The sequence below is a fragment of the Hymenobacter sp. YC55 genome (assembly GCF_029433095.1).
Lineage (GTDB): Bacteria > Bacteroidota > Bacteroidia > Cytophagales > Hymenobacteraceae > Hymenobacter.
On the sequence record NZ_JARNTX010000001.1, the window covers coordinates 554254 to 572390 of the forward strand.

Annotated in this window: 16 protein-coding genes; 13 read left to right on the forward strand and 3 right to left on the reverse strand. The window is 48.5% G+C overall.

Annotation, left to right across the window (positions count from 1 at the left end):
• Positions 1-16 precede the first annotated feature (16 nt).
• The 8 genes from P1X16_RS02370 (at position 17) to P1X16_RS02405 (ending at position 7778) form a co-directional block, all read left to right on the forward strand.
• A complete protein-coding gene (locus tag P1X16_RS02370; RefSeq protein ID WP_277226022.1) occupies positions 17-1237 on the forward strand; it encodes a glycosyltransferase in 1221 nt (406 codons plus the stop codon).
• Positions 1238-1279: 42 nt separating this feature from the next.
• Positions 1280-2002: a WbqC family protein gene (locus P1X16_RS02375; RefSeq protein ID WP_277226024.1), complete on the forward strand. Its 723-nt coding sequence runs from the start codon at positions 1280-1282 to the stop codon at positions 2000-2002.
• Positions 1999-2934, forward strand: a complete 936-nt coding sequence (locus tag P1X16_RS02380; RefSeq protein ID WP_277226026.1) for a glycosyltransferase family 2 protein — start codon at positions 1999-2001, stop codon at positions 2932-2934. Before P1X16_RS02375 ends, P1X16_RS02380 begins: the two co-directional genes overlap by 4 nt.
• Before the next feature lie 64 nt (positions 2935-2998).
• A complete protein-coding gene (locus P1X16_RS02385; RefSeq protein WP_277226027.1) occupies positions 2999-3682 on the forward strand; it encodes an acetyltransferase in 684 nt (227 codons plus the stop codon).
• Between the two features lie 37 nt (positions 3683-3719).
• Positions 3720-4853 carry a dTDP-4-amino-4,6-dideoxygalactose transaminase gene (gene rffA, locus P1X16_RS02390; RefSeq protein ID WP_277226029.1) on the forward strand — a complete coding sequence of 378 codons (1134 nt, stop codon included), beginning with the start codon at positions 3720-3722 and terminating at the stop codon, positions 4851-4853.
• 27 nt (positions 4854-4880) lie between these two features.
• On the forward strand, positions 4881-5954 hold the full coding sequence (locus tag P1X16_RS02395; RefSeq protein ID WP_277226031.1) for a glycosyltransferase family 4 protein: 1074 nt from the start codon (positions 4881-4883) through the stop codon (positions 5952-5954).
• A gap of 13 nt (positions 5955-5967) precedes the next feature.
• The gene (locus P1X16_RS02400) at positions 5968-6990 is read left to right on the forward strand and encodes a polysaccharide deacetylase family protein (protein WP_277226033.1); all 1023 of its coding nucleotides are present in this window, start codon (positions 5968-5970) and stop codon (positions 6988-6990) included.
• Entirely contained in the window at positions 6990-7778 is a 789-nt protein-coding gene (locus P1X16_RS02405; RefSeq protein ID WP_277226034.1) for a formyl transferase, read from the forward strand. Before P1X16_RS02400 ends, P1X16_RS02405 begins: the two co-directional genes overlap by 1 nt.
• 21 nt (positions 7779-7799) lie before the next feature.
• Here P1X16_RS02405 and P1X16_RS02410 read toward each other — a convergent pair whose 3' ends face one another.
• Together P1X16_RS02410 and P1X16_RS02415 are read right to left on the reverse strand one after the other, a co-directional pair.
• Positions 7800-9134: a hypothetical protein gene (locus tag P1X16_RS02410; RefSeq protein ID WP_277226035.1), complete on the reverse strand. Its 1335-nt coding sequence runs from the start codon at positions 9132-9134 to the stop codon at positions 7800-7802.
• Positions 9135-9153: 19 nt separating this feature from the next.
• On the reverse strand, positions 9154-10398 hold the full coding sequence (locus P1X16_RS02415) for a tetratricopeptide repeat protein (RefSeq protein ID WP_277226037.1): 1245 nt from the start codon (positions 10396-10398) through the stop codon (positions 9154-9156).
• A gap of 109 nt (positions 10399-10507) precedes the next feature.
• Here P1X16_RS02415 and P1X16_RS02420 point away from each other — a divergent pair, with 109 nt between their 5' ends.
• The 5 genes from P1X16_RS02420 to obgE all read left to right on the forward strand — a co-directional run bounded on the left by P1X16_RS02420 (position 10508) and on the right by obgE (position 16531).
• Positions 10508-11422 (forward strand): M20/M25/M40 family metallo-hydrolase, encoded by a 915-nt coding sequence (locus P1X16_RS02420; RefSeq protein WP_277226038.1) that lies wholly within the window; start codon positions 10508-10510, stop codon positions 11420-11422.
• 140 nt (positions 11423-11562) lie between these two features.
• Positions 11563-13806, forward strand: coding sequence for a sodium-translocating pyrophosphatase (locus P1X16_RS02425; protein WP_277226040.1), 2244 nt, complete (start codon positions 11563-11565; stop codon positions 13804-13806).
• 190 nt (positions 13807-13996) lie between these two features.
• Positions 13997-14536, forward strand: a complete 540-nt coding sequence (gene hpt, locus P1X16_RS02430) for a hypoxanthine phosphoribosyltransferase (protein ID WP_277226042.1) — start codon at positions 13997-13999, stop codon at positions 14534-14536.
• A 112-nt stretch (positions 14537-14648) separates the two neighbouring features.
• On the forward strand, positions 14649-15272 hold the full coding sequence (locus P1X16_RS02435; RefSeq protein WP_277226043.1) for an adenylate kinase: 624 nt from the start codon (positions 14649-14651) through the stop codon (positions 15270-15272).
• Positions 15273-15538: 266 nt separating this feature from the next.
• On the forward strand, positions 15539-16531 hold the full coding sequence (obgE, locus tag P1X16_RS02440; protein WP_277226044.1) for a GTPase ObgE: 993 nt from the start codon (positions 15539-15541) through the stop codon (positions 16529-16531).
• Positions 16532-16712: 181 nt separating this feature from the next.
• Here obgE and P1X16_RS02445 read toward each other — a convergent pair whose 3' ends face one another.
• Positions 16713-18056 (reverse strand): Gfo/Idh/MocA family oxidoreductase, encoded by a 1344-nt coding sequence (locus P1X16_RS02445; protein ID WP_277226045.1) that lies wholly within the window; start codon positions 18054-18056, stop codon positions 16713-16715.
• Positions 18057-18137 lie beyond the last annotated feature (81 nt).

Consider the following 18137-nt stretch of genomic DNA (forward strand, 5'->3'; position numbering starts at 1 on the left):
GTCTATCTAATTGCTGATGAACCTTCTTTTTTTGAGTTATTGGGGCCTCGAAGATCCACTTACTGTTTCTACAGTATTCCCTCATCTGCGGCTGCTTCAACAACTGCCCGAAGTGAAGCATATTGTACTAGTTACGATAGAGCGAGGACCGGGTGCCAACCGGGAGTTGCACTTAGGTTCAGAGTTTGCAACAAATAAAATCACGCTTGCACCCCTACGAAGCCGCCAAAACCAGCCGTTGTTGCTCAACAAAATCGATGATTTCGTAAGGTTCCCTAATGAATTGGTTAATTTAGTCCAGCGGCACACTATCGAGGTGATTATTGGCCGCGGAGCGCCTGCAGGAGCTTTAGCTTATTTGGTATGGAAGAAAACACAAACCCCATTTCTTGTCGAATCTTTCGAGCCGCATGCTGATTATATGCTGGAATCGGGGGTATGGAAGGCTTACGACCCGCGGTATCTATTCCAGCGTTATTGGGAAAAAAAACAGAAGCAGTTAGCCGTGGGATTAATGCCTGTTGCGGAGAATTACCGGCGCAAGCTCATACAGGAGGGAGTTGCTGCCCGAAATATTGTTACAGTTCCCTGTTCGGTGAATGTAGCTGACTTTAGCTATGACTCTAGTCGCCGGCAGCAGGTGCGCACCCGCCTTGGTATTGCGGCCGATGCACCAGTGGGAATCTACGTTGGCAAGTTTGGCGACATCTATTATGATGCAGAGGCTTTTGATTTGTTTCGAGATGCTGCGGCGCACTTTGGGCCTAACTTCCGTTTGATAGTGCTTACACCCAATCCTGAGCCAGAAGTGCGCGCCAAGCTAGCCAAAGTAGGATTCAGCACCGAGCAAGTATTTGTAACCAAGTCCCCGCATGCCGAAGTGCCTGATTATTTGTCGGCTTCAGATTTTGCCTTTGCTACCATTAAGCCCGCCGAGTGCCGACGTTTTTGTTCACCAATTAAAGTAGGCGAGTATTGGGCGGCAGGTTTGCCTGTACTACTTACGGAAGGGGTGGGCGACGATAGTGACATTATCAAACAGGAAGGCGGCGGGGCTATATTTAATCTAGATCAGCCTGCTACCGTTCCTGCTGCTTTACAACGAATTGCCTTCTTGTTGCAGAAACCCGACTATAGAAAGAAAATTCGGGAGTTGGCAGTCCGGCATCGTGCGGTGACACGTGCCGCAGAAGCATATGAACAGTTGTTGTTGCCGTTGGCCATGCAGCATCCTTGAGGTCGTAGCTTTCTTATATTTGTAATTAACTAAGTTTAAGCGGTGTCTGATTTTACCAAGAAGGTTGCCATTCTGCAGTCTAATTATATTCCTTGGAAAGGCTATTTCGACCTGTTGAATCAGGCTGATGATTTTATATTTTATGACGAGGTGCAGTATACTTCTGGTGATTGGCGTAATCGTAATCGTATCAAAACCGCACAGGGTATCCCTTGGCTCACTATTCCAGTACATCAGGGAAAGCTCTCGCAAAAAATCCGTGAAACTCCTGTGGCTGATCCTAGCTGGGGAGCCCGCCATTGGCGTAAACTAATGCAGGCGTATGCCCGGGCTCCATATTTTGAACTGTATCGAGCCGATTTAGAAAAGTTATATCAATGTGTTCATTCAAAATGGCTTAGTGAAATCAATCAGCTTTTTATTCAAACAATTAATGATTGGTTAGGTATTCAAACACGATTACACGTATCAGATGATTTTGAAAAGCGTACTAGTACCGACCGGACAGCGCGGCTAGTACAGCTGGTGCAGGCATTAGGGGGTACCGAGTATATTGTAGGTCCAGCTGCGGCAGCGTATCTAGATCCTGCTCAGTTTGCAGAGGCTGGTATATCCCTTACTTGGATGAGTTATGAGGGATATCCTGAATACCGTCAATTACATGGTTCATTTGAGCATCGGCTAAGTGTGCTAGACTTGCTATTAAATGAAGGGCCAGAAGCCCCACGATACATGCTCTCATTCCCTGATCGTATTGCGTTATGATACCTACTCCTGATTACTCGGTGGTGGTGCCGGTTTTTCAAGGGCAGGATACGTTGCTTGGTTTGGTGGAGCAGCTTCAGGCATTTTTTACTGAGATTGGCCGCTCTTATGAGTTGGTATTTGTACACGATGGTGGACAGGCGGCAGCTTGGGACGCTGTGCTACAGATGCGCCAGAAACTAGGAGCGTCTAATGTCAAGGCAGTTCGGCTTTCGCGCAATTTTGGGCAACACAACGCGCTGCTTTGTGGTTTTCGTCATGCAAAAGGGCGTTTTATTGTCACTCTTGATGAGGACTTGCAGCACGCTCCAGCTGATATCAGGTGTTTGATTCAGCGCCAGGCTGAAGGAAATTTCGATGTTGTATACGGCTGCTACACGATAAAGCAACACGCAAGCTGGCGAAACTTTACCTCTTCGATTTTGCGGCAAATGCTACGCCTTGGCATTCCGGAGTTACACGCTGATTACTCTGCGTTTCGCTTGCTCAAGACAGAGGTGGCTCGTCATTGCTTAGCTATGCGTAACTCTTATACATTTTTGGATGGGTATTTAACTTGGATAACTAACAGTGTGGCCAGTGTTCCGGTTACTCACCAGCCACGAGTTGCTGGCCGTAGTAGCTATACATTAGGTAGGTTGGTGCGGCACTCTATTAATATTTTTGTTACGTTCTCTGATTTGCCAGTGCGGCTGCTTACCTATGCATCCTTGCTAGTGTTTGCTAGTACTAGCATATACTCATTCTATATTCTGCTACGTAAGCTATTATACAATGACTTATTGCCTGGCTTTACTAGCCTAATTATTGCCATTGGTTTTGGAGTAGGATTGCTGCTGCTGGGTATGGGTGTATTGGGAGAATACATTCACCGAATCAACCTCAAAACCACGCGTCGTCCCGATTTTATTGAAGCTGAAATTTTAAACTAACAAAGCTTCTTACGTAGTAACATTGCGAATTGCTAGTAGAAATTAACAGCCTGTATTTCATATAATGACGCAACCTGCCATACGAACTGCTATTATCGGGGCAGGTGCATTAGGTCAGCAGTTTGCTCAGCACTTACGGCAAACACCACCGTGGAAGGTTGCGGGCTTTTTTGACGATTGGCAAACAGCTAGTTCTGGCTCAGAGCTTATACTTGGTAAAGTTGCTGACGTGGTTGCTGCATATGCAGCAGGACAATTTGATAATCTGTTACTCGCAATTGGTTACCGCCATATGGATCGGCGGAAGCAGTTATTTGAGGAATTGACAGGTGCGGACGTGCCATTCGCCCGTTTTGTACATCCAAGTGCGTATGTTGATTTTAGTGCAGTGCTGGCACCTGGAGTGTTTATTTCACCTGGATGTATTCTCGACTTGAATGTGCAAGTGGAGGCCAATGTCATGTTGTACCCAGGATGCGTAATAGCCCACGACAGCCAAATAGGTGCGCACTCCATTTTAGCGCCTGGTGTTCGCCTAGCAGGTCAGGTTAGAATAGGGGAGGGGTGCTTTTTGGGTATTGGCACTACTATCATTGACTCTCTGTCACTAACTGCCAATGTGCGTACCGGAGGCGGAGCTGTGTTCATTCACGATGCTAATGCTTCCGGTACTTATGTAGGAGTGCCTGCCCGCCGGCTACCATTACACTCCATTACACCGGAGCCCGGTTCACTGGAATCCTGCTAGTTTTGCTGCCTCTTTTGTCGGTAGCCGACTATAGTTTATGCTTATTCCGTTCAACAAGCCTTTTTTCGTTGGTACTGAGACTCGCTATATAGAAGAGGCGGTACGCTCGGGCAAGCTATCCGGCGATGGTATGTTTACTCGACGCTGCGAAGAATGGCTACAAGCCAAACTAGGCGCTCCTCGGGTACTGCTCACCACCTCAGGCACCGATGCCCTGGAACTGGCTGCTCTGTTGCTTAACCTAGAGCCAAATGATGAAGTGTTGTTGCCAAGTTTTACGTTTTCCTCTACAGCCACCGCCTTTGCACTCCGTGGAGCGCGGCTTGTCTTTGTGGATAGCACAGCAAACAGACCTGCATTTGACGCTGACCAACTAGATAGCCTTGTTACGCCCCGCACTCGGGCTATTGTGCCTGTGCACTATGCCGGAATTTCCTGCGATATGACGACTATAAATGCGGTTGCCGAAAAGAACAATTTGCTGGTAATAGAGGACGCAGCACAAGCACTTGGAGGCAGGTTTGAGGGAAAACCATTAGGTACACAAGGGGCACTGGCTGCTTTCTCGTTCCATGAAACTAAAAATGTAACTGCTGGCGGTGAAGGAGGAATGTTGGTAATAAACGAACCAAGTTTAGTGGCGAGGGCCGAGGTTTTACGTGAAAAGGGCACCAACAGAGCCGCTTTCTTTCGGGGTGAGGTAGCAAAGTATAATTGGGTAGACGTAGGCTCCTCCTTCCTACCTGCAGAAATAAATGCCGCTTTCCTATGGGCCCAACTAGAAAAGCTAGATTTTATTCAGCAGCGACGCCAAGAGTTATGGGCGCGCTATTATAAGGAATTACAATCCTTAAATGCTTTTGGTATAGGCCTGCCCAATGTTCCTGATTATTCAGCCCAGAATGGTCATTTATTTTACTTAGTCTGCCGCTCCTCTACTGAACGTACTGCTTTAATTGACTTCCTGAAACAGCGAGATATTACGGCCATATTTCACTACCAACCTCTACATAACAGCCCATATTACGCATCGCGACACGATGGCCGGGAGTTGCCGTGGGCAATTTATTATGCTGATTGTTTGGTTAGGCTACCTTTGTACACTGAATTAGAAGCAAGTCAGCAGCAGCGAATTATTAGTGCTGTCTTAGAGTTCTATCAAGTATTGTAGATTTCCCTGATTGGCCGTTTGCCACCTATGCGCATTCTCTTCATCGTTCCGTACCCACCCGGCAAAGCTCCCTCACAACGGTTTCGGTTCGAACAATACCTGGATATTCTTACACAAGCGGGACACTCTTATCGCTTAGCGCCTTTCCTCTCTGATTCTACTTGGGCGATACTTTATAAGCCCCAACATACCTTAGCAAAGGTGTTGGGTATTTTGATGGGTTTTGTGCGGCGAGCGGGCCTGCTCTTTACAGTGCCTGCCTATGATTATGTCTTTATTCATCGAGAGGCTGCGCCTATTGGGCCACCAGTAATAGAATGGATCATCGCGAAGGTGTTACGAAAAAAGATCGTTTATGATTTTGATGATGCTATCTGGATGAAGGATCCTGCTGGTGAACAAACTTTCATCAGCCGGTTGAAGTGGCAGCAGAAGGTGGGGAAAATCTGCCGATGGGCCTATAAAGTGAGTTGTGGGAACGCATACCTGCGTGATTACGCTCAGCAGTTCAATGCTCACTGTATTATCAACCCCACTACGCTCGATACCGAGCATCTACACAACCGCATCCGAGACCAATATAACTCAACTCGTTCTGTTATAGGTTGGACAGGTACACATACTACCTTGCGTCACTTAGATTTAGTGTGGCCAGTACTAGAGCGTTTAGAGCAAGAAGGATACGACTTTGAGTTTCGCGTTATCTCCAACCAGCCGCCTGATTATGTAGGTTTGCGAGCATTAGCTTTTATCCCTTGGCGTAAGGACACCGAAATCGAGGACTTAAGTCAGTTCCACGTAGGGTTGATGCCGTTAGTAGATGATCCTTGGGCTCGTGGTAAATGTGCTTTCAAGGCTTTGCAATACATGTCGTTGGGAATGCCTGCGCTTGTCTCACCAGTAGGAATGAATACGGAGGTAGTTCAGAACGGCTACAACGGCTTTGTATGCAATAAGCTAGAGCAATGGTATGAAGCTCTACGCCGGTTGCTTGTTGATCAGAAGCTGCGAGCCACACAAGGAACTGCCGCCCGTCGTACTATTGTGGAGCGCTATTCAGTGGCGTCGAACAAACACAACTTCATAAACTTGTTCAGCTAAGCCATCCACTGTTATGCAACAGCGAATAGTAGGGGAAAAGAAAGAGGGAGGCCGTTTTGTTATATCGCTTGATTTTGAAATCAATTGGGGCGTTCGTGATCAGCAAACTCTGGATCAATACGGCCCTAATTTGTTAGGTGTACGACAAGCTATTCCGGCTATGCTGGAATTATTTCAAGAGTTTGATCTACGAGTGACTTGGGCTACGGTAGGACTGCTTTTTTTTTCAAACAAAGAAGAAATGCTAACCCATTTGCCCTATGTGCAGCCTCAATATTCTAATTCAACATTATCCCCATATCTAGCTTTAAACAATGTTGGTGACGACGAAGCCGTTGACCCATATCATTTTGGGTACTCATTAATTGCGCAGATTCGTGATACACCTGGACAGGAAATAGCTACCCATACTTTTTGTCATTATTACTGTTTGGAGCGGGGCCAGACAGCCGAAAGCTTCCGTGCTGATCTGGAAGCGGCGGTACAAATAGCTAATGAGCAGAATATCACGCTACGCAGCTTAGTTTTCCCCCGGAATCAATATAATGCTCAGTATTTAGCTATTTGTGCGGATTTAGGGATTACGAGTTACCGTGGAAACGAAAATTCTTGGATTTATAAAGAGCGCAATGAAGAACAGCAAAGCCTATACAAACGTGGCGCACGTTTGCTAGACGCTTATTTTAATCTTTCTGGATTCAACTGTTATACTCTGCAGGAAATTGCTCAGCAGTTTCCCTACAATATTCCAGCAAGTAGATTTCTAAGACCTTGGTCGGGGCGGCTACAGTCTCTTGAGAGACTGCGTTTGCGCCGTATTCTGAGCGCCATGGAGTATGCAGCTCGCACTAATAAAGTCTTTCATCTGTGGTGGCATCCACACAATTTCGGAGTCAATATTCCGCAAAACATGGCTGTTTTGCGGCGCATTGCCGAACATTACAAGTACTTGAAAGCCACTTATGGAATGGAAAGCCAATCTATGGGCGACTTGGCTGCTGAACTACATCATCATGTGCCTGCAATAGCTAGTTAATGAACTCCTCGATTTCCACCACAAAAAGAATAGTTATTCTCGCTGGTCCAGGTGAATCCACCAATATCCTCTTTCATGCACTTGATGCTGAGTTTGGGATTCACCGCATCCTTGTAGAAACACCTGTAAGCCAAAAGCAACTGCTGAAGCGGCGCGCAGAGAAGTTAGGATACGCCACCGTAGCTGGCCAGATATTGTTTAAGCTGTTGGTGGCTTGTCCTTTGAGTTATTCATCGCAAAGCCGGCTGCAAACAATCAAAAAACAGGAAAATCTTGACGACAAGCCGCTACCAGAAAATCGAGTTATCCGGGTGTCATCCGTAAATTCGCAGGAGTGTATCGCCCAACTGCAGGAGCTACAGCCTGATGTTATTGTCGTAAATGGCACTCGTATAATTGCCAAAAAGGTGCTGACAAGTGTGTCATGCAAGTTCATTAACACACATGCTGGAATTACACCACTTTACAGAGGTGTGCATGGTGGTTATTGGGCCTTAGCTAATAAAGATCCACAGCATTGTGGTGTGTCAGTACACTTAGTGGATCCGGGCATCGATACAGGAGCTATTATCGCACAAGCTCTTATTAAACCAACAGAGGAAGATAATTTTGCAACCTATCCATTGCTACAACTGGCAGCTGGAATACCTCTGCTTAAGGCTGCTGTACATGCTGCCCTGTTCGGTGAAATTCAGTTACAGCCAGCACCAGAAGGTCAGTCGAAGCTATGGTCACATCCTACGCTAAATGAGTATCTGCTTAATAGGCTTCAAAATGGTGTCGGTTAGCTAAAGTCGTAATTGTCTCAGTTAAGCTGCTACTCGTTTTTTATACTTAGGTCCTTGTAAGGCTTGGGCCTTAAATCTCATTATATACAATGCTGACAGGAAAAAAGGCATCAAAGGAATTTTATAACGAACTAGTGTGCCGAAGTTCCCACTAGTAGTCCCTACGCCGATAGCCATTATTATAGAAAAAATAAAACAGAACGTTAATATTGGTTCTGCTGCAATTAAAACTAAGCTTCTGGATAGTCCTGTCCTGTAAACTAAACTTAAGGTAAAATAAAGAAACACTGTGGCTTCAATTGCAGATAACAACATTACAGGATTTCGAACTTCGAATAAGAAAGGACGAAATAATGATATAAAAATTGCTTGAGGCGCTACTCGTATTATAGAGCCGATAGAACCATCTAGTTCGCCAATATGATAAGCTGAGCCACTAGCAACGTACTCGCTTAAATATTCTTGAGTTATTTTACTGCGCTCACCAATTTTTTCTACATCAAATCTTTCATCGCCAGAAGTAAGGTTTGTCGCTCCATAATATGCTACCCCAGCTCCAATTATAATAAGGAAAGGCTTAAGAAAAACTCTGAGAGAAGCTGATTTGATTCTAGAACTGTTTTCATTAAAAATCCAGAACAACGCTGGTGGCATAAAAGATAATAGAATATATATTTTAGCAGAAACTAAAACGTAGATACCAAGGCTGCCTAATATACTTGCTTGAAGAATATTTTTTTTGGCAATAAACACATGATAAAATCCATAAAAAGTCCAGCCTAATCCACCAATACAAAGCGAGTCTTTCATTAATCCAGACCCCCAGAAGAAAACGGAAGGCAAAAAGAAAATAGCAATAGCTAGTTGTTTGTATGCAGCAGGATAAATACGCAGAAAAGTAATATACATAGCCCACATTCCACAAAAGCTAATGAAGGCAAAAGATAACGCTATGACAGTGTATGTGTTAAAGCAAAGCATTGCTAGTGGCATTGCTGCTCGCACAATGAATAGTTCTGTGGAGTGAGGCTGCCACCAAAACATTTGGGAAGTATATCTTGAGAGCTCAGGAACTGGTTGCCCATTTGCTAGAAATAACTTTAGTCCTAAACTAAAATCATGTCCAAAAGCTTCATAAATAATCTTAATGTGATAATAATAATTGTAAGTGTCCCCTCCTGAATAATAAAATTGATAAATTAAACCTAAAGCGACTGCCCCAATAAATTTTAGCGACAGAGCAGGAATAAAATATTTTCGAGTATAAGCATTAGTGTACTTTCGGCGAGCCGCGAACGCTATACCATAGAAAAGAGCTAGATAAAGCGGCGCCAGAAATAGGTCTTTTAAATCCATTTTGGTAAAAGCTAAAAGCCTACTTCTTATTCTTCTTTAGATATGCCTTTGCCTCTTTAGAAGCAGCCGATTTATTATCGGCAATATCACGCACGACGGAGTAGTAACGGCGTGCTGTAGTTACGTCCTTTTCTTTATCGGCTAAGCGGGCTAAGTTGTAGTTGGAGTGGAGATAGAAGCCGCCTTTTACTTCATCTGTCAGTTCAGAGAAAACAATGCACCGCTGATAATAATCCTTCGCTTTGTCATAATCTTTGTAGCGATTTTGCATCAGCCAGCCTAGGAAGTAAGTTGCATACCGTCCACTAGTGGCTTCATAGCCTGGCATTCCTTGGTTAAGCTTGTTAAGTATTTCTAAGCTTAGACGCTCACATTCCCTGAAATCGCCAAGGTTGAAGCACGACAACGCGTAGAAGCGCTGAAAGTAGCCGTTGTCGGGGTAGGTTTTGGCGAGGTTGCGAGCAATGGGAGCAGCAGCCTCCCAGTTGTTTTCCTCGTTATTGAGGATGCGCATGAGGAATACTTTGGCTTCTGGGCCGACATAGAAACCGTTGTCGGCTACGTTGCGCAACTGTTGCAAGCCTAACTGTTTGTTTCCCTTGGGAAACAAGAGCAGTACTGGCTTGAGCAGTGGGTAATTAGTAGGAATCCAGACGGCATAATAGTTGAAGAGAGCCTGCCCAAACAAAAACTCAGGGCTCAGGCCATTGGCCTCCTTGCTCAGTTCCAAATACTTCAGAGCCCGCTTGGCACTAATAGTTGCTTTGGGCCAGTTTGAGCGTTCAGCATTCAAGCGGCCATCGAAGCCATAGGCAGCTGCTAAGAAAAAACAGGCTTCGTAATTTTTGTTATCGTTGTCGAATTGAGCTTCTGCCTTCGTAATGGTGGTATCCATGTAAGCGAAGAAGAGCTTATCATACTGCTTGGTCTTGATATTAGTTGGTACGATTTTCCACCACTGACTCAGACCCATAAGGAAATAGGGCATGGGGTGGTTGGGGTAGCGGCGCCGCAAGGAGCGGAATTGCTTTTCGGCTCGGTCGTACTTGCAGTTGTACAGATTCTGAACTGCTCCTTCTAATTCTGTCTGAATATCCTTGTCCAATAAAAGCCAGCCCTTGGTATTAGCCGTGGGCATCACATCGACATTATCGGTTTGGATATTGCGGATGGGGGACGATGACCGAGCGGTATCGGGCTGCTGGGCAACAGCTAGCAAGGGCAACAACAGCAATAAGAGGATAAATCGGAGGCGGAGAATCATAGACACGGTTACTTGCAGGTAATGATTCGGCAAAAGCCAAAGCATCGCCTCCCATCGGGAGAACTAAAGTATGGCTTTTGTCCTAGTTTTAAATAAATAACTGCTCGTCATGAAGCTTTTACACACCTTATGTCGCATTGCGGCCCCCTCTGGAAACGAAGCTCCGCTTACGCGCTATCTGCTAGAGTACATTGAGCAGCACCAAAGCAGCTGGCGAGTGCAACCTACTGTGCTAGCGGGTAACGAATGGCAAGATTGTATTATGCTGGTCTTTGGTGCGCCACGTACTGCAGTTTTTGCCCATATAGATAGCATTGGCTTCACTGTGCGCTATGGCCAGCAACTCGTGCGTATTGGCGGACCAGTAATAGAAGCAGGCAGCCGCCTTGTTGGGCGCGATGCGCAAGGTGAAATTGATTGTACACTGACCATAGACGATGAAACCGGGGAAATAGGCTATGAGTTCACCCGAGAGATTGAGAGAGGCACCGAACTCACATTTTACTGCGACTTCCGAGAAACAGCTACCACTGTTCAGAGCTGTTACCTAGATAACCGGCTTGGAGTTTGGAATGCGTTGCGCCTATGCGAGACCTTGGAAAACGGCATCGTTGCCTTCAGTTGTTGGGAAGAGCACGGTGGCGGCTCGGTAGCTTACTTAGCCAAATACATGCAGGAAACCTACGGCGTGCGCCAAGCCCTCATTTCTGATATTACGTGGGTGACCGAAGGCGTGCAGCCAGGCTGGGGCGTAGTTATTTCCTTGCGCGACTCGCTAATTCCGCGGCGCGCTTACGTGGACCGTATCCGCCGCATTGCAGAAGCATCGGGTATTCCCCACCAACTAGAGGTGGAGGGTAGCGGTGGCTCTGACGCAAAGGAACTGCAACACGGTGCACAGCCATGGGATTGGTGCTTTGTAGGTGCACCCGAAGACAACGTGCATTCCCCTGATGAAATAGTGGATAAGCGCGACATAAACAGCATGCTAGCACTGTACCGAGCACTCATGCAGGAGTTGTAAGTGGCTCGATTATCATAAAGTGTAAGCTGTAGCTAAAGAGAAGGGAGTGAGGTGGTTGGAGTTGTAGGTAAAAGCTCTATTTTACCCGGGTAATTCCATATTTCCTGCCAACCTAAACTCCCACCATTTACTGCCGCTTTATGATGAATTTTCTCTACGTAGTGCCCGCATTGGGGGTACTGGCTTTGGTGTACACATGGCTACGCTCGGGCTGGGTAAGTCGGCAAGATGCCGGCGACGAGCGAATGCGCACCATTGCAGGATACATTGCAGAGGGCGCCATTGCCTTCTTAAAAGCTGAATACAAAGTGCTGGCCATCTTCGGTCTTATTGCCGGAGCTTTTCTTTTCTATTTGGGCAGCACAGGCGAAAAATCAAGTCCTGTTATTGTTATTGCCTTTATTATTGGGGCTTTGCTGTCAGCGGCGGCGGGGTTTATTGGGATGAAGATTGCTACCAAAGCCAACGTGCGAACCGCACAGGCCGCCCGCACCAGCCTTTCGCAAGCATTAAACGTGTCATTCTCCGGGGGTTCCGTCATGGGCATGGGCGTCGCGGGACTGGCCGTATTAGGGCTCGGGAGCTTATTTATTGTCTTCTACCAACTATTCGTGGTAAGCAAGGGCGGTGGGGCTAATGGCATTGAAATGGAAACGGCCCTCGAAGTGCTGACAGGCTTTTCGCTCGGCGCCGAAAGCATTGCCTTGTTTGCCCGTGTGGGCGGGGGTATTTACACCAAAGCTGCCGACGTGGGAGCCGACTTGGTGGGTAAAGTAGAAGCGGGCATCCCGGAAGACGACCCTCGCAACCCCGCTACCATCGCCGACAACGTAGGCGACAACGTAGGCGACGTAGCGGGCATGGGCGCCGACCTGTTTGGGTCGTATGTAGCCACTATTCTGGCTACCATGGTGCTTGGCCGCGAAGTGGTGGCCCGTGGTGACCAATTCCAAGGTTTGTCGCCTATCCTGCTTCCGATGGTAATTGCTGGGTTGGGTATTGTTGCTTCGTTGATTGGTATTCTGCTGGTTCGAGTGAAGGAGAATGGCAACGTGCAGGCCTCGCTCAACTTCGGCAACTATGTGTCGGTGATAGTGTCGGCGGTTGCTTCTTACTTTATCATCCGCTGGATGTTGCCCGCTGGCGACTTGGTTATCAGCCGGCCTGGTTCGGTTCCTTTTACTTCTCTCGACGTTTTTTATGCTGTAGTAGTAGGACTGGTAGTAGGTACGTTGATGAGCATTATCACCGAGTATTACACCGCCATGGGCAAACGGCCAGTATTGAGCATTGTGCGGCAAAGCAGCACTGGGCACGCTACTACCGTTATCGGGGGAATATCGGTGGGCATGGAATCCACGGTATTGCCCATCATTGTGCTGGCTGCCGGCATTGTGCTCAGCTTCGAGTGCGCCGGCCTATACGGCGTGGCTATTGCTGCCGCCGGCATGATGGCCACTACGGCTATGCAGTTAGCCATTGACGCCTTCGGGCCTATTGCTGATAATGCCGGTGGTATAGCTGAAATGAGTGAGTTGCCCAAGGAAGTCCGCGAGCGGACTGACATCCTGGATGCCGTTGGCAACACCACGGCCGCTACCGGTAAGGGTTTTGCTATTGCTTCGGCTGCCCTAACGTCGTTGGCCTTATTTGCGGCTTTCATGGGCACTGCCAAAATCACTTCTATCGACATCAGCAATGCCCGCGTGCTAGGAGGCTTGTTTGTGGGTGCTATGATTCCGTTTATTTTCTCGGGATTGGCTATTGCGGCAGTAGGCCGGGCGGCCATGGCCATGGTGCAGGAGGTACGGCGGCAGTTCCGCGAGATTCCGGGTATCATGGAAGGAACGGGCCGGCCAGAGTATGAGAAATGCGTAGCTATTTCCACGCAGGCTGCCATTCGGGAAATGATGCTACCTGGGGCTATTGCTTTGATTGTGCCCATTATCATTGGCTTTACCTTCGGCCCGGAAGTGCTAGGTGGCACGCTAGCCGGTGTAACCGTGAGTGGTGTGCTGATGGCCATCTTCCAGAGCAACGCCGGGGGCGCCTGGGACAACGCCAAAAAGTCGTTCGAGAAAGGCGTAATGATTGACGGCGTGATGCAGTATAAAGGCTCTGATGCGCACAAGGCATCGGTAACCGGCGACACAGTAGGCGACCCGTTCAAGGATACGTCGGGGCCGTCGATGAACATTCTTATCAAGCTGATGAGTATTGTTTCACTCGTCATTGCACCGCACATTGCCGCTCCAGAACGTGGTGTGGCCCCAGTACAAGGCAGGTATCAAATGGAGATGCAGGCCCGCCCTTACGTGCGCTATACCAACATCACCGATAAAGCCACCGAAGCGGTGTCCGTATTGCTCCGCCAGCAGCTCTAATAGTTTGCTCAGTTGGCGGATTAAGAATTGCGTGCTGCCATGTTGAGCAACGCTGGATACTCGAAGAACACCTAGTTGCTAGCAGTTCATCGCTAGAGGCTGCAAAGGAAGAGCCGCCGCCCCGGTACGGGGCGGCGGCTTTTTCTATTACCTTTGACAGCCCGCTCCCTTGCGGCCCAACCCCATACGGATGAACCCGGATCATATTTCGCTGCACAACAAGCAGTTTGAGCCCTATTTGTCGGCTGCCCGTCTCACAGCAGCTATTGAAGAGCTAGCTACGCGGCTCGACCAAGACTACGCCGACAAAACTCCATTGTTTGTGGCTGTGCTTAACGGCTCGTTTATGTTCGCGGCCGACTTGTTGAAAGCCCTGCACATTCCTTGCGAGATATCCTTTATTCGGGTCGCCTCTTACCAAGGCACAAGCAGCACCGGCAAGGTGCAGGAGGTGCTAGGCCTCACCGAGGAAATAGAAGGGCGTCATGTGGTCATCTTGGAGGATATTGTCGATACGGGCCATACCATGCGGATGCTGCTCGACACATTAGGAGCCAAGCAGCCTGCTTCGCTCGAAGTAGCTAGCTTGTTCATTAAGCCCGAATGTTTGCAGCATGACCTGGCCATTCGCTATGTGGGCCTTAGTATTCCCAACGACTTCATTGTTGGCTACGGACTTGACTTTGACGGTTTGGGGCGCAATTACCCCGATGTTTATAAAGCCGTATAGAATAAGAGCTGGCTACAGCAGCTAAAATTCGCTGACAAGCATATAGGCTTTGCCTTTACTTGCTTATCTTTCTCAACCCCATCTAATTTTTTCCTGTAAAAAACCACACGCTATGTTAAATATCGTGCTTTTCGGCCCGCCCGGCGCTGGCAAAGGAACGCAGAGTCAGAAGCTAATCGCCCGCTATAATCTAGTGCACTTGTCTACTGGCGATTTGCTGCGCTCCCAAATCGCCCAAGGTACCGAACTAGGGTTACGTGCCAAAAAGCTCATGGACGAAGGTTTGCTCGTGCCCGATGAGGTAGTGATTGGTATGATTGAAAGCCAACTTGCTAGCAACACCACGGCCGCAGGTTTCATTTTCGATGGATTTCCCCGCACGGTGCCCCAAGCCGAAAGCCTCGACGCTCTCATGCAGCGCTATGACACAGGTGTGTCGTGTATGATTGCCTTGGAAGTAGCCGAAGAAGAACTAGTATCACGCCTTCTGGAACGTGGCAAAACCAGCAACCGTATCGACGACCAGGACGAAGCTAAAATTCGTAAGCGTGTCACCGTGTATAACACCGAAACGGCCCAGGTGGCTGGTTTCTACGCCGCTCAACAAAAATTCCATGCCTTAAATGGCATCGGAGCTATTGAAGACATATTTCAGCAGATCTGCACCATCATCGATCAGCATCAAGCAGCCACCACCGAGGACACTCGGCAGGCTACCGATGAAGTAAAAGCATAACTTTGTGGCGGCGCCCACTCGGGCGTCGATCCTATTCGTCTGTCATCCTGAGTACAGCGAAGGCTCTTTTTGTTGTTCGAGGCAGCTTCCTATGATAGAAGCCTACTTAATCAACAACGTAAAAGAGCCTTCGCTGTACTCAGGATGACCGTTTTTAAGTAGTCGGTCAAAAACCGAGTTATCAGCTACTCGGCGTCAAGTTGCCAGCCTAGAACGTAGTAGACCACTGGTAGCTTGAAACTAACGACCAACAACCAAGTACAAGCATGGCTTCCAACAACTTCATAGATTACGTTAAAATTAATTGCCGCTCCGGTAGGGGTGGGGCAGGGTCGCATCACTTTTTCCGAGCCAAGGGCTTGCCCAACGGTGGCCCCGATGGGGGAGATGGTGGGCGCGGTGGCCACATCATCCTAGAGGGCAATTCGCAGCTCTGGACCTTGCTGCACCTGCAATACCAAAAACACCTAATTGCCAAGCCCGGCGAAAATGGAGGCGAAAACCTGCGCACCGGTGCTCAAGGCGATGATGTTATTATTCAGGTGCCGCTCGGTACCATTGCCCGCGACGCCGAAACCGGCGAAAAAAAACTAGAGATAACCGAACACGGCCAGCGCCTTATTCTGACCCCGGGAGGCCGTGGTGGCCTCGGCAACGACCATTTCAAATCCGCTACCAACCAAGCTCCCACCTATGCGCAGCCCGGTGAGGAAGGCATTGATGAATGGGTAATTCTGGAATTGAAGCTGCTGGCCGATGTAGGCTTAGTAGGATTCCCGAACGCTGGAAAAAGCACGCTGCTTTCGGTGGTATCGGCGGCCAAGCCCAAAATTGCCGACTACGCCTTTACTACTCTAACTCCCAACCTAGGAGTGGTAGCGTACCGCGACTACAAATCCTTCGTAATGGCCGACATTCCCGGCATTATAGAGGGAGCGGCAGAAGGTAGAGGATTAGGAACCCGCTTCTTGCGCCATATTGAGCGCAATTCCATTTTGCTCTTTATGATAGCTTGCGACAGTCCGGACATTGTAGCCGAGTACAATGTGCTACTCAACGAACTAGAACAATTCAATCCGGAATTGCTAGAGAAAAACCGGTTGCTGGCCATTACCAAGTCCGATATGCTGGACGAGGAATTAGAAGCCGAGATACGCAAAACACTGCCTTCGGACATCCCGACAGTATTTATCTCCAGTCTGACGAATAAGAATATACAACAGCTGAAAGACATGATTTGGCAAGCGCTGCATTCATAAAAAAACCGCAGCGTGGTGTACGCTGCGGTTTGCTGATGTAGTTTGAAAATCGTCTTGGCTAGGGTATAGCTGTAATCTGAAAAGATGCTTATAAAAGAATAGCTGATAGCGAGTTTATGTAACCAGTAAGTGGCATAAAGGGGAAGCTATTTTACCCGTTATGCCACTTATTGTTTTATAGTTAACCAGCAATCGATTCAGTGTTTGCTACACTGGTAGCAGTGTTCGCGTAATTGAAGTGAGCAGCCTGCTCAGCACGCAGTTGGTCGATTAAGCGGCCTTCGGGCAGAATCACGTCGTCATACGTCAGCACTCGGTCACGCTCGATGTCGTGGCGCAGAATGCAGCCTTCAGCCACACCGATTGGGAGTAGGTTCTCCTCGCGCGTTACGTCGGCGTTTTCGGCCAGGCCATACGTGTGGTAGTGCCCGATGCCATCAAGCTGCTGTCCGGCTTTGAGAGGTATCTTGGCGGCCGTAACAACTTCTACACGCATTGGGCCGGCAGGTGCCAGAGCCGCATCCTGGAACAGGACAGCGCGGGCAACCGAAGTTGGCGTTTCGAAGTGGCAGAGGTGATAAGGAGTATAGAAGCAGTAAAGCGGCCCTGGACCAAGCTTGTAGAGCTTCAAATAGTGTTGCTGAACAGGATCATCGATGGTTCCGAGTACAAACACACCAGGTCCGGGGTCAGCACCTACTACATAGTCGACGATGCCGGGGCCGCCGTTGAGCAGTAAGTCGTGCGGATACCATTCGGCTGCCTTTGCAATGGGAGTGCCGGGCTCAACGGTAGGGCCGTACATGCCACGACGCGCGACGCGCATATCCAAGGCATTGGCAATAACTGCCTGCTCGAAGCTGATCTTGCTGCCGTCAGCAAAGCTGGTAACCATGCTTGGGTTTTGACCCCACTGCCGGGCAAAGCCTTCTTGGGTGGTCGGGTTCCGGTACGGGTCGTGCAGACCTTTGATGTTGCCGCACAATACGGGCGTTACACCAATGCCTTTTACAAAACGGGCCAGATTAAGCGTCACGCCAGGCTGGTCACCATCGGAGACGGTATATACCACACCAGCGCGGTCGGCATATACTTTCAGAATGGCGCCTACTGTGCCATCAAGTTCGGCGTTGAGCAGAATGATGTGTTTGCCGTGTTTAATGGCTTCCATCACCACGTGAGCACCGTGCTCTACGGCACCAGTTACTTCGATGATGGCATCAATGCCGGCAGCACGGCTAAGCAGCAACGCATCATCCGTAATAGCGGGCTGACCTAGCTGAATACAAGCTTCCAACTGTGCCTGCGTGCCTACTTCCCGAATGTTGGTTACACCCGAGTCGGTGTATGCCTGCCGGGCTTTATCTATGGTGCGGTTGGCAATGGCCACCAATTCCATACCGGGTACGTAGCGGCAAATCTGACGCGCTACGCCTTGGGCCATGAAACCAGCGCCTATCATGGCTACTTTGATTGGGTTTCCGGCTTTCTGCCGTTGTTCTAGTGCCTTATCAACGATTATCATAAAACAGAGAAAGTGAATGCAAAAGGTACTTAATAGATAGCTGGGTGGCGCAGCTAGTATACGAGGGAGTTGCAGCGTATC

Excerpts from the sequence above, each read along its gene's own strand:
- P1X16_RS02370 (WP_277226022.1), top strand. The coding sequence starts at position 17 with ATGAACCTTCTTTTTTTGAGTTATTGGGGCCTCGAAGATCCACTTACT.
- P1X16_RS02380 (WP_277226026.1), top strand. The coding sequence starts at position 1,999 with ATGATACCTACTCCTGATTACTCGGTGGTGGTGCCGGTTTTTCAAGGG.
- P1X16_RS02385 (WP_277226027.1), top strand. The coding sequence starts at position 2,999 with ATGACGCAACCTGCCATACGAACTGCTATTATCGGGGCAGGTGCATTA.
- rffA (WP_277226029.1), top strand. The coding sequence starts at position 3,720 with ATGCTTATTCCGTTCAACAAGCCTTTTTTCGTTGGTACTGAGACTCGC.
- P1X16_RS02395 (WP_277226031.1), top strand. The coding sequence starts at position 4,881 with ATGCGCATTCTCTTCATCGTTCCGTACCCACCCGGCAAAGCTCCCTCA.
- P1X16_RS02400 (WP_277226033.1), top strand. The coding sequence starts at position 5,968 with ATGCAACAGCGAATAGTAGGGGAAAAGAAAGAGGGAGGCCGTTTTGTT.
- P1X16_RS02405 (WP_277226034.1), top strand. The coding sequence starts at position 6,990 with ATGAACTCCTCGATTTCCACCACAAAAAGAATAGTTATTCTCGCTGGT.
- P1X16_RS02410 (WP_277226035.1), bottom strand. The coding sequence starts at position 9,134 with ATGGATTTAAAAGACCTATTTCTGGCGCCGCTTTATCTAGCTCTTTTC.
- P1X16_RS02415 (WP_277226037.1), bottom strand. The coding sequence starts at position 10,398 with ATGATTCTCCGCCTCCGATTTATCCTCTTATTGCTGTTGTTGCCCTTG.
- P1X16_RS02420 (WP_277226038.1), top strand. The coding sequence starts at position 10,508 with ATGAAGCTTTTACACACCTTATGTCGCATTGCGGCCCCCTCTGGAAAC.
- P1X16_RS02425 (WP_277226040.1), top strand. The coding sequence starts at position 11,563 with ATGATGAATTTTCTCTACGTAGTGCCCGCATTGGGGGTACTGGCTTTG.
- hpt (WP_277226042.1), top strand. The coding sequence starts at position 13,997 with ATGAACCCGGATCATATTTCGCTGCACAACAAGCAGTTTGAGCCCTAT.
- P1X16_RS02435 (WP_277226043.1), top strand. The coding sequence starts at position 14,649 with ATGTTAAATATCGTGCTTTTCGGCCCGCCCGGCGCTGGCAAAGGAACG.
- obgE (WP_277226044.1), top strand. The coding sequence starts at position 15,539 with ATGGCTTCCAACAACTTCATAGATTACGTTAAAATTAATTGCCGCTCC.
- P1X16_RS02445 (WP_277226045.1), bottom strand. The coding sequence starts at position 18,056 with ATGATAATCGTTGATAAGGCACTAGAACAACGGCAGAAAGCCGGAAAC.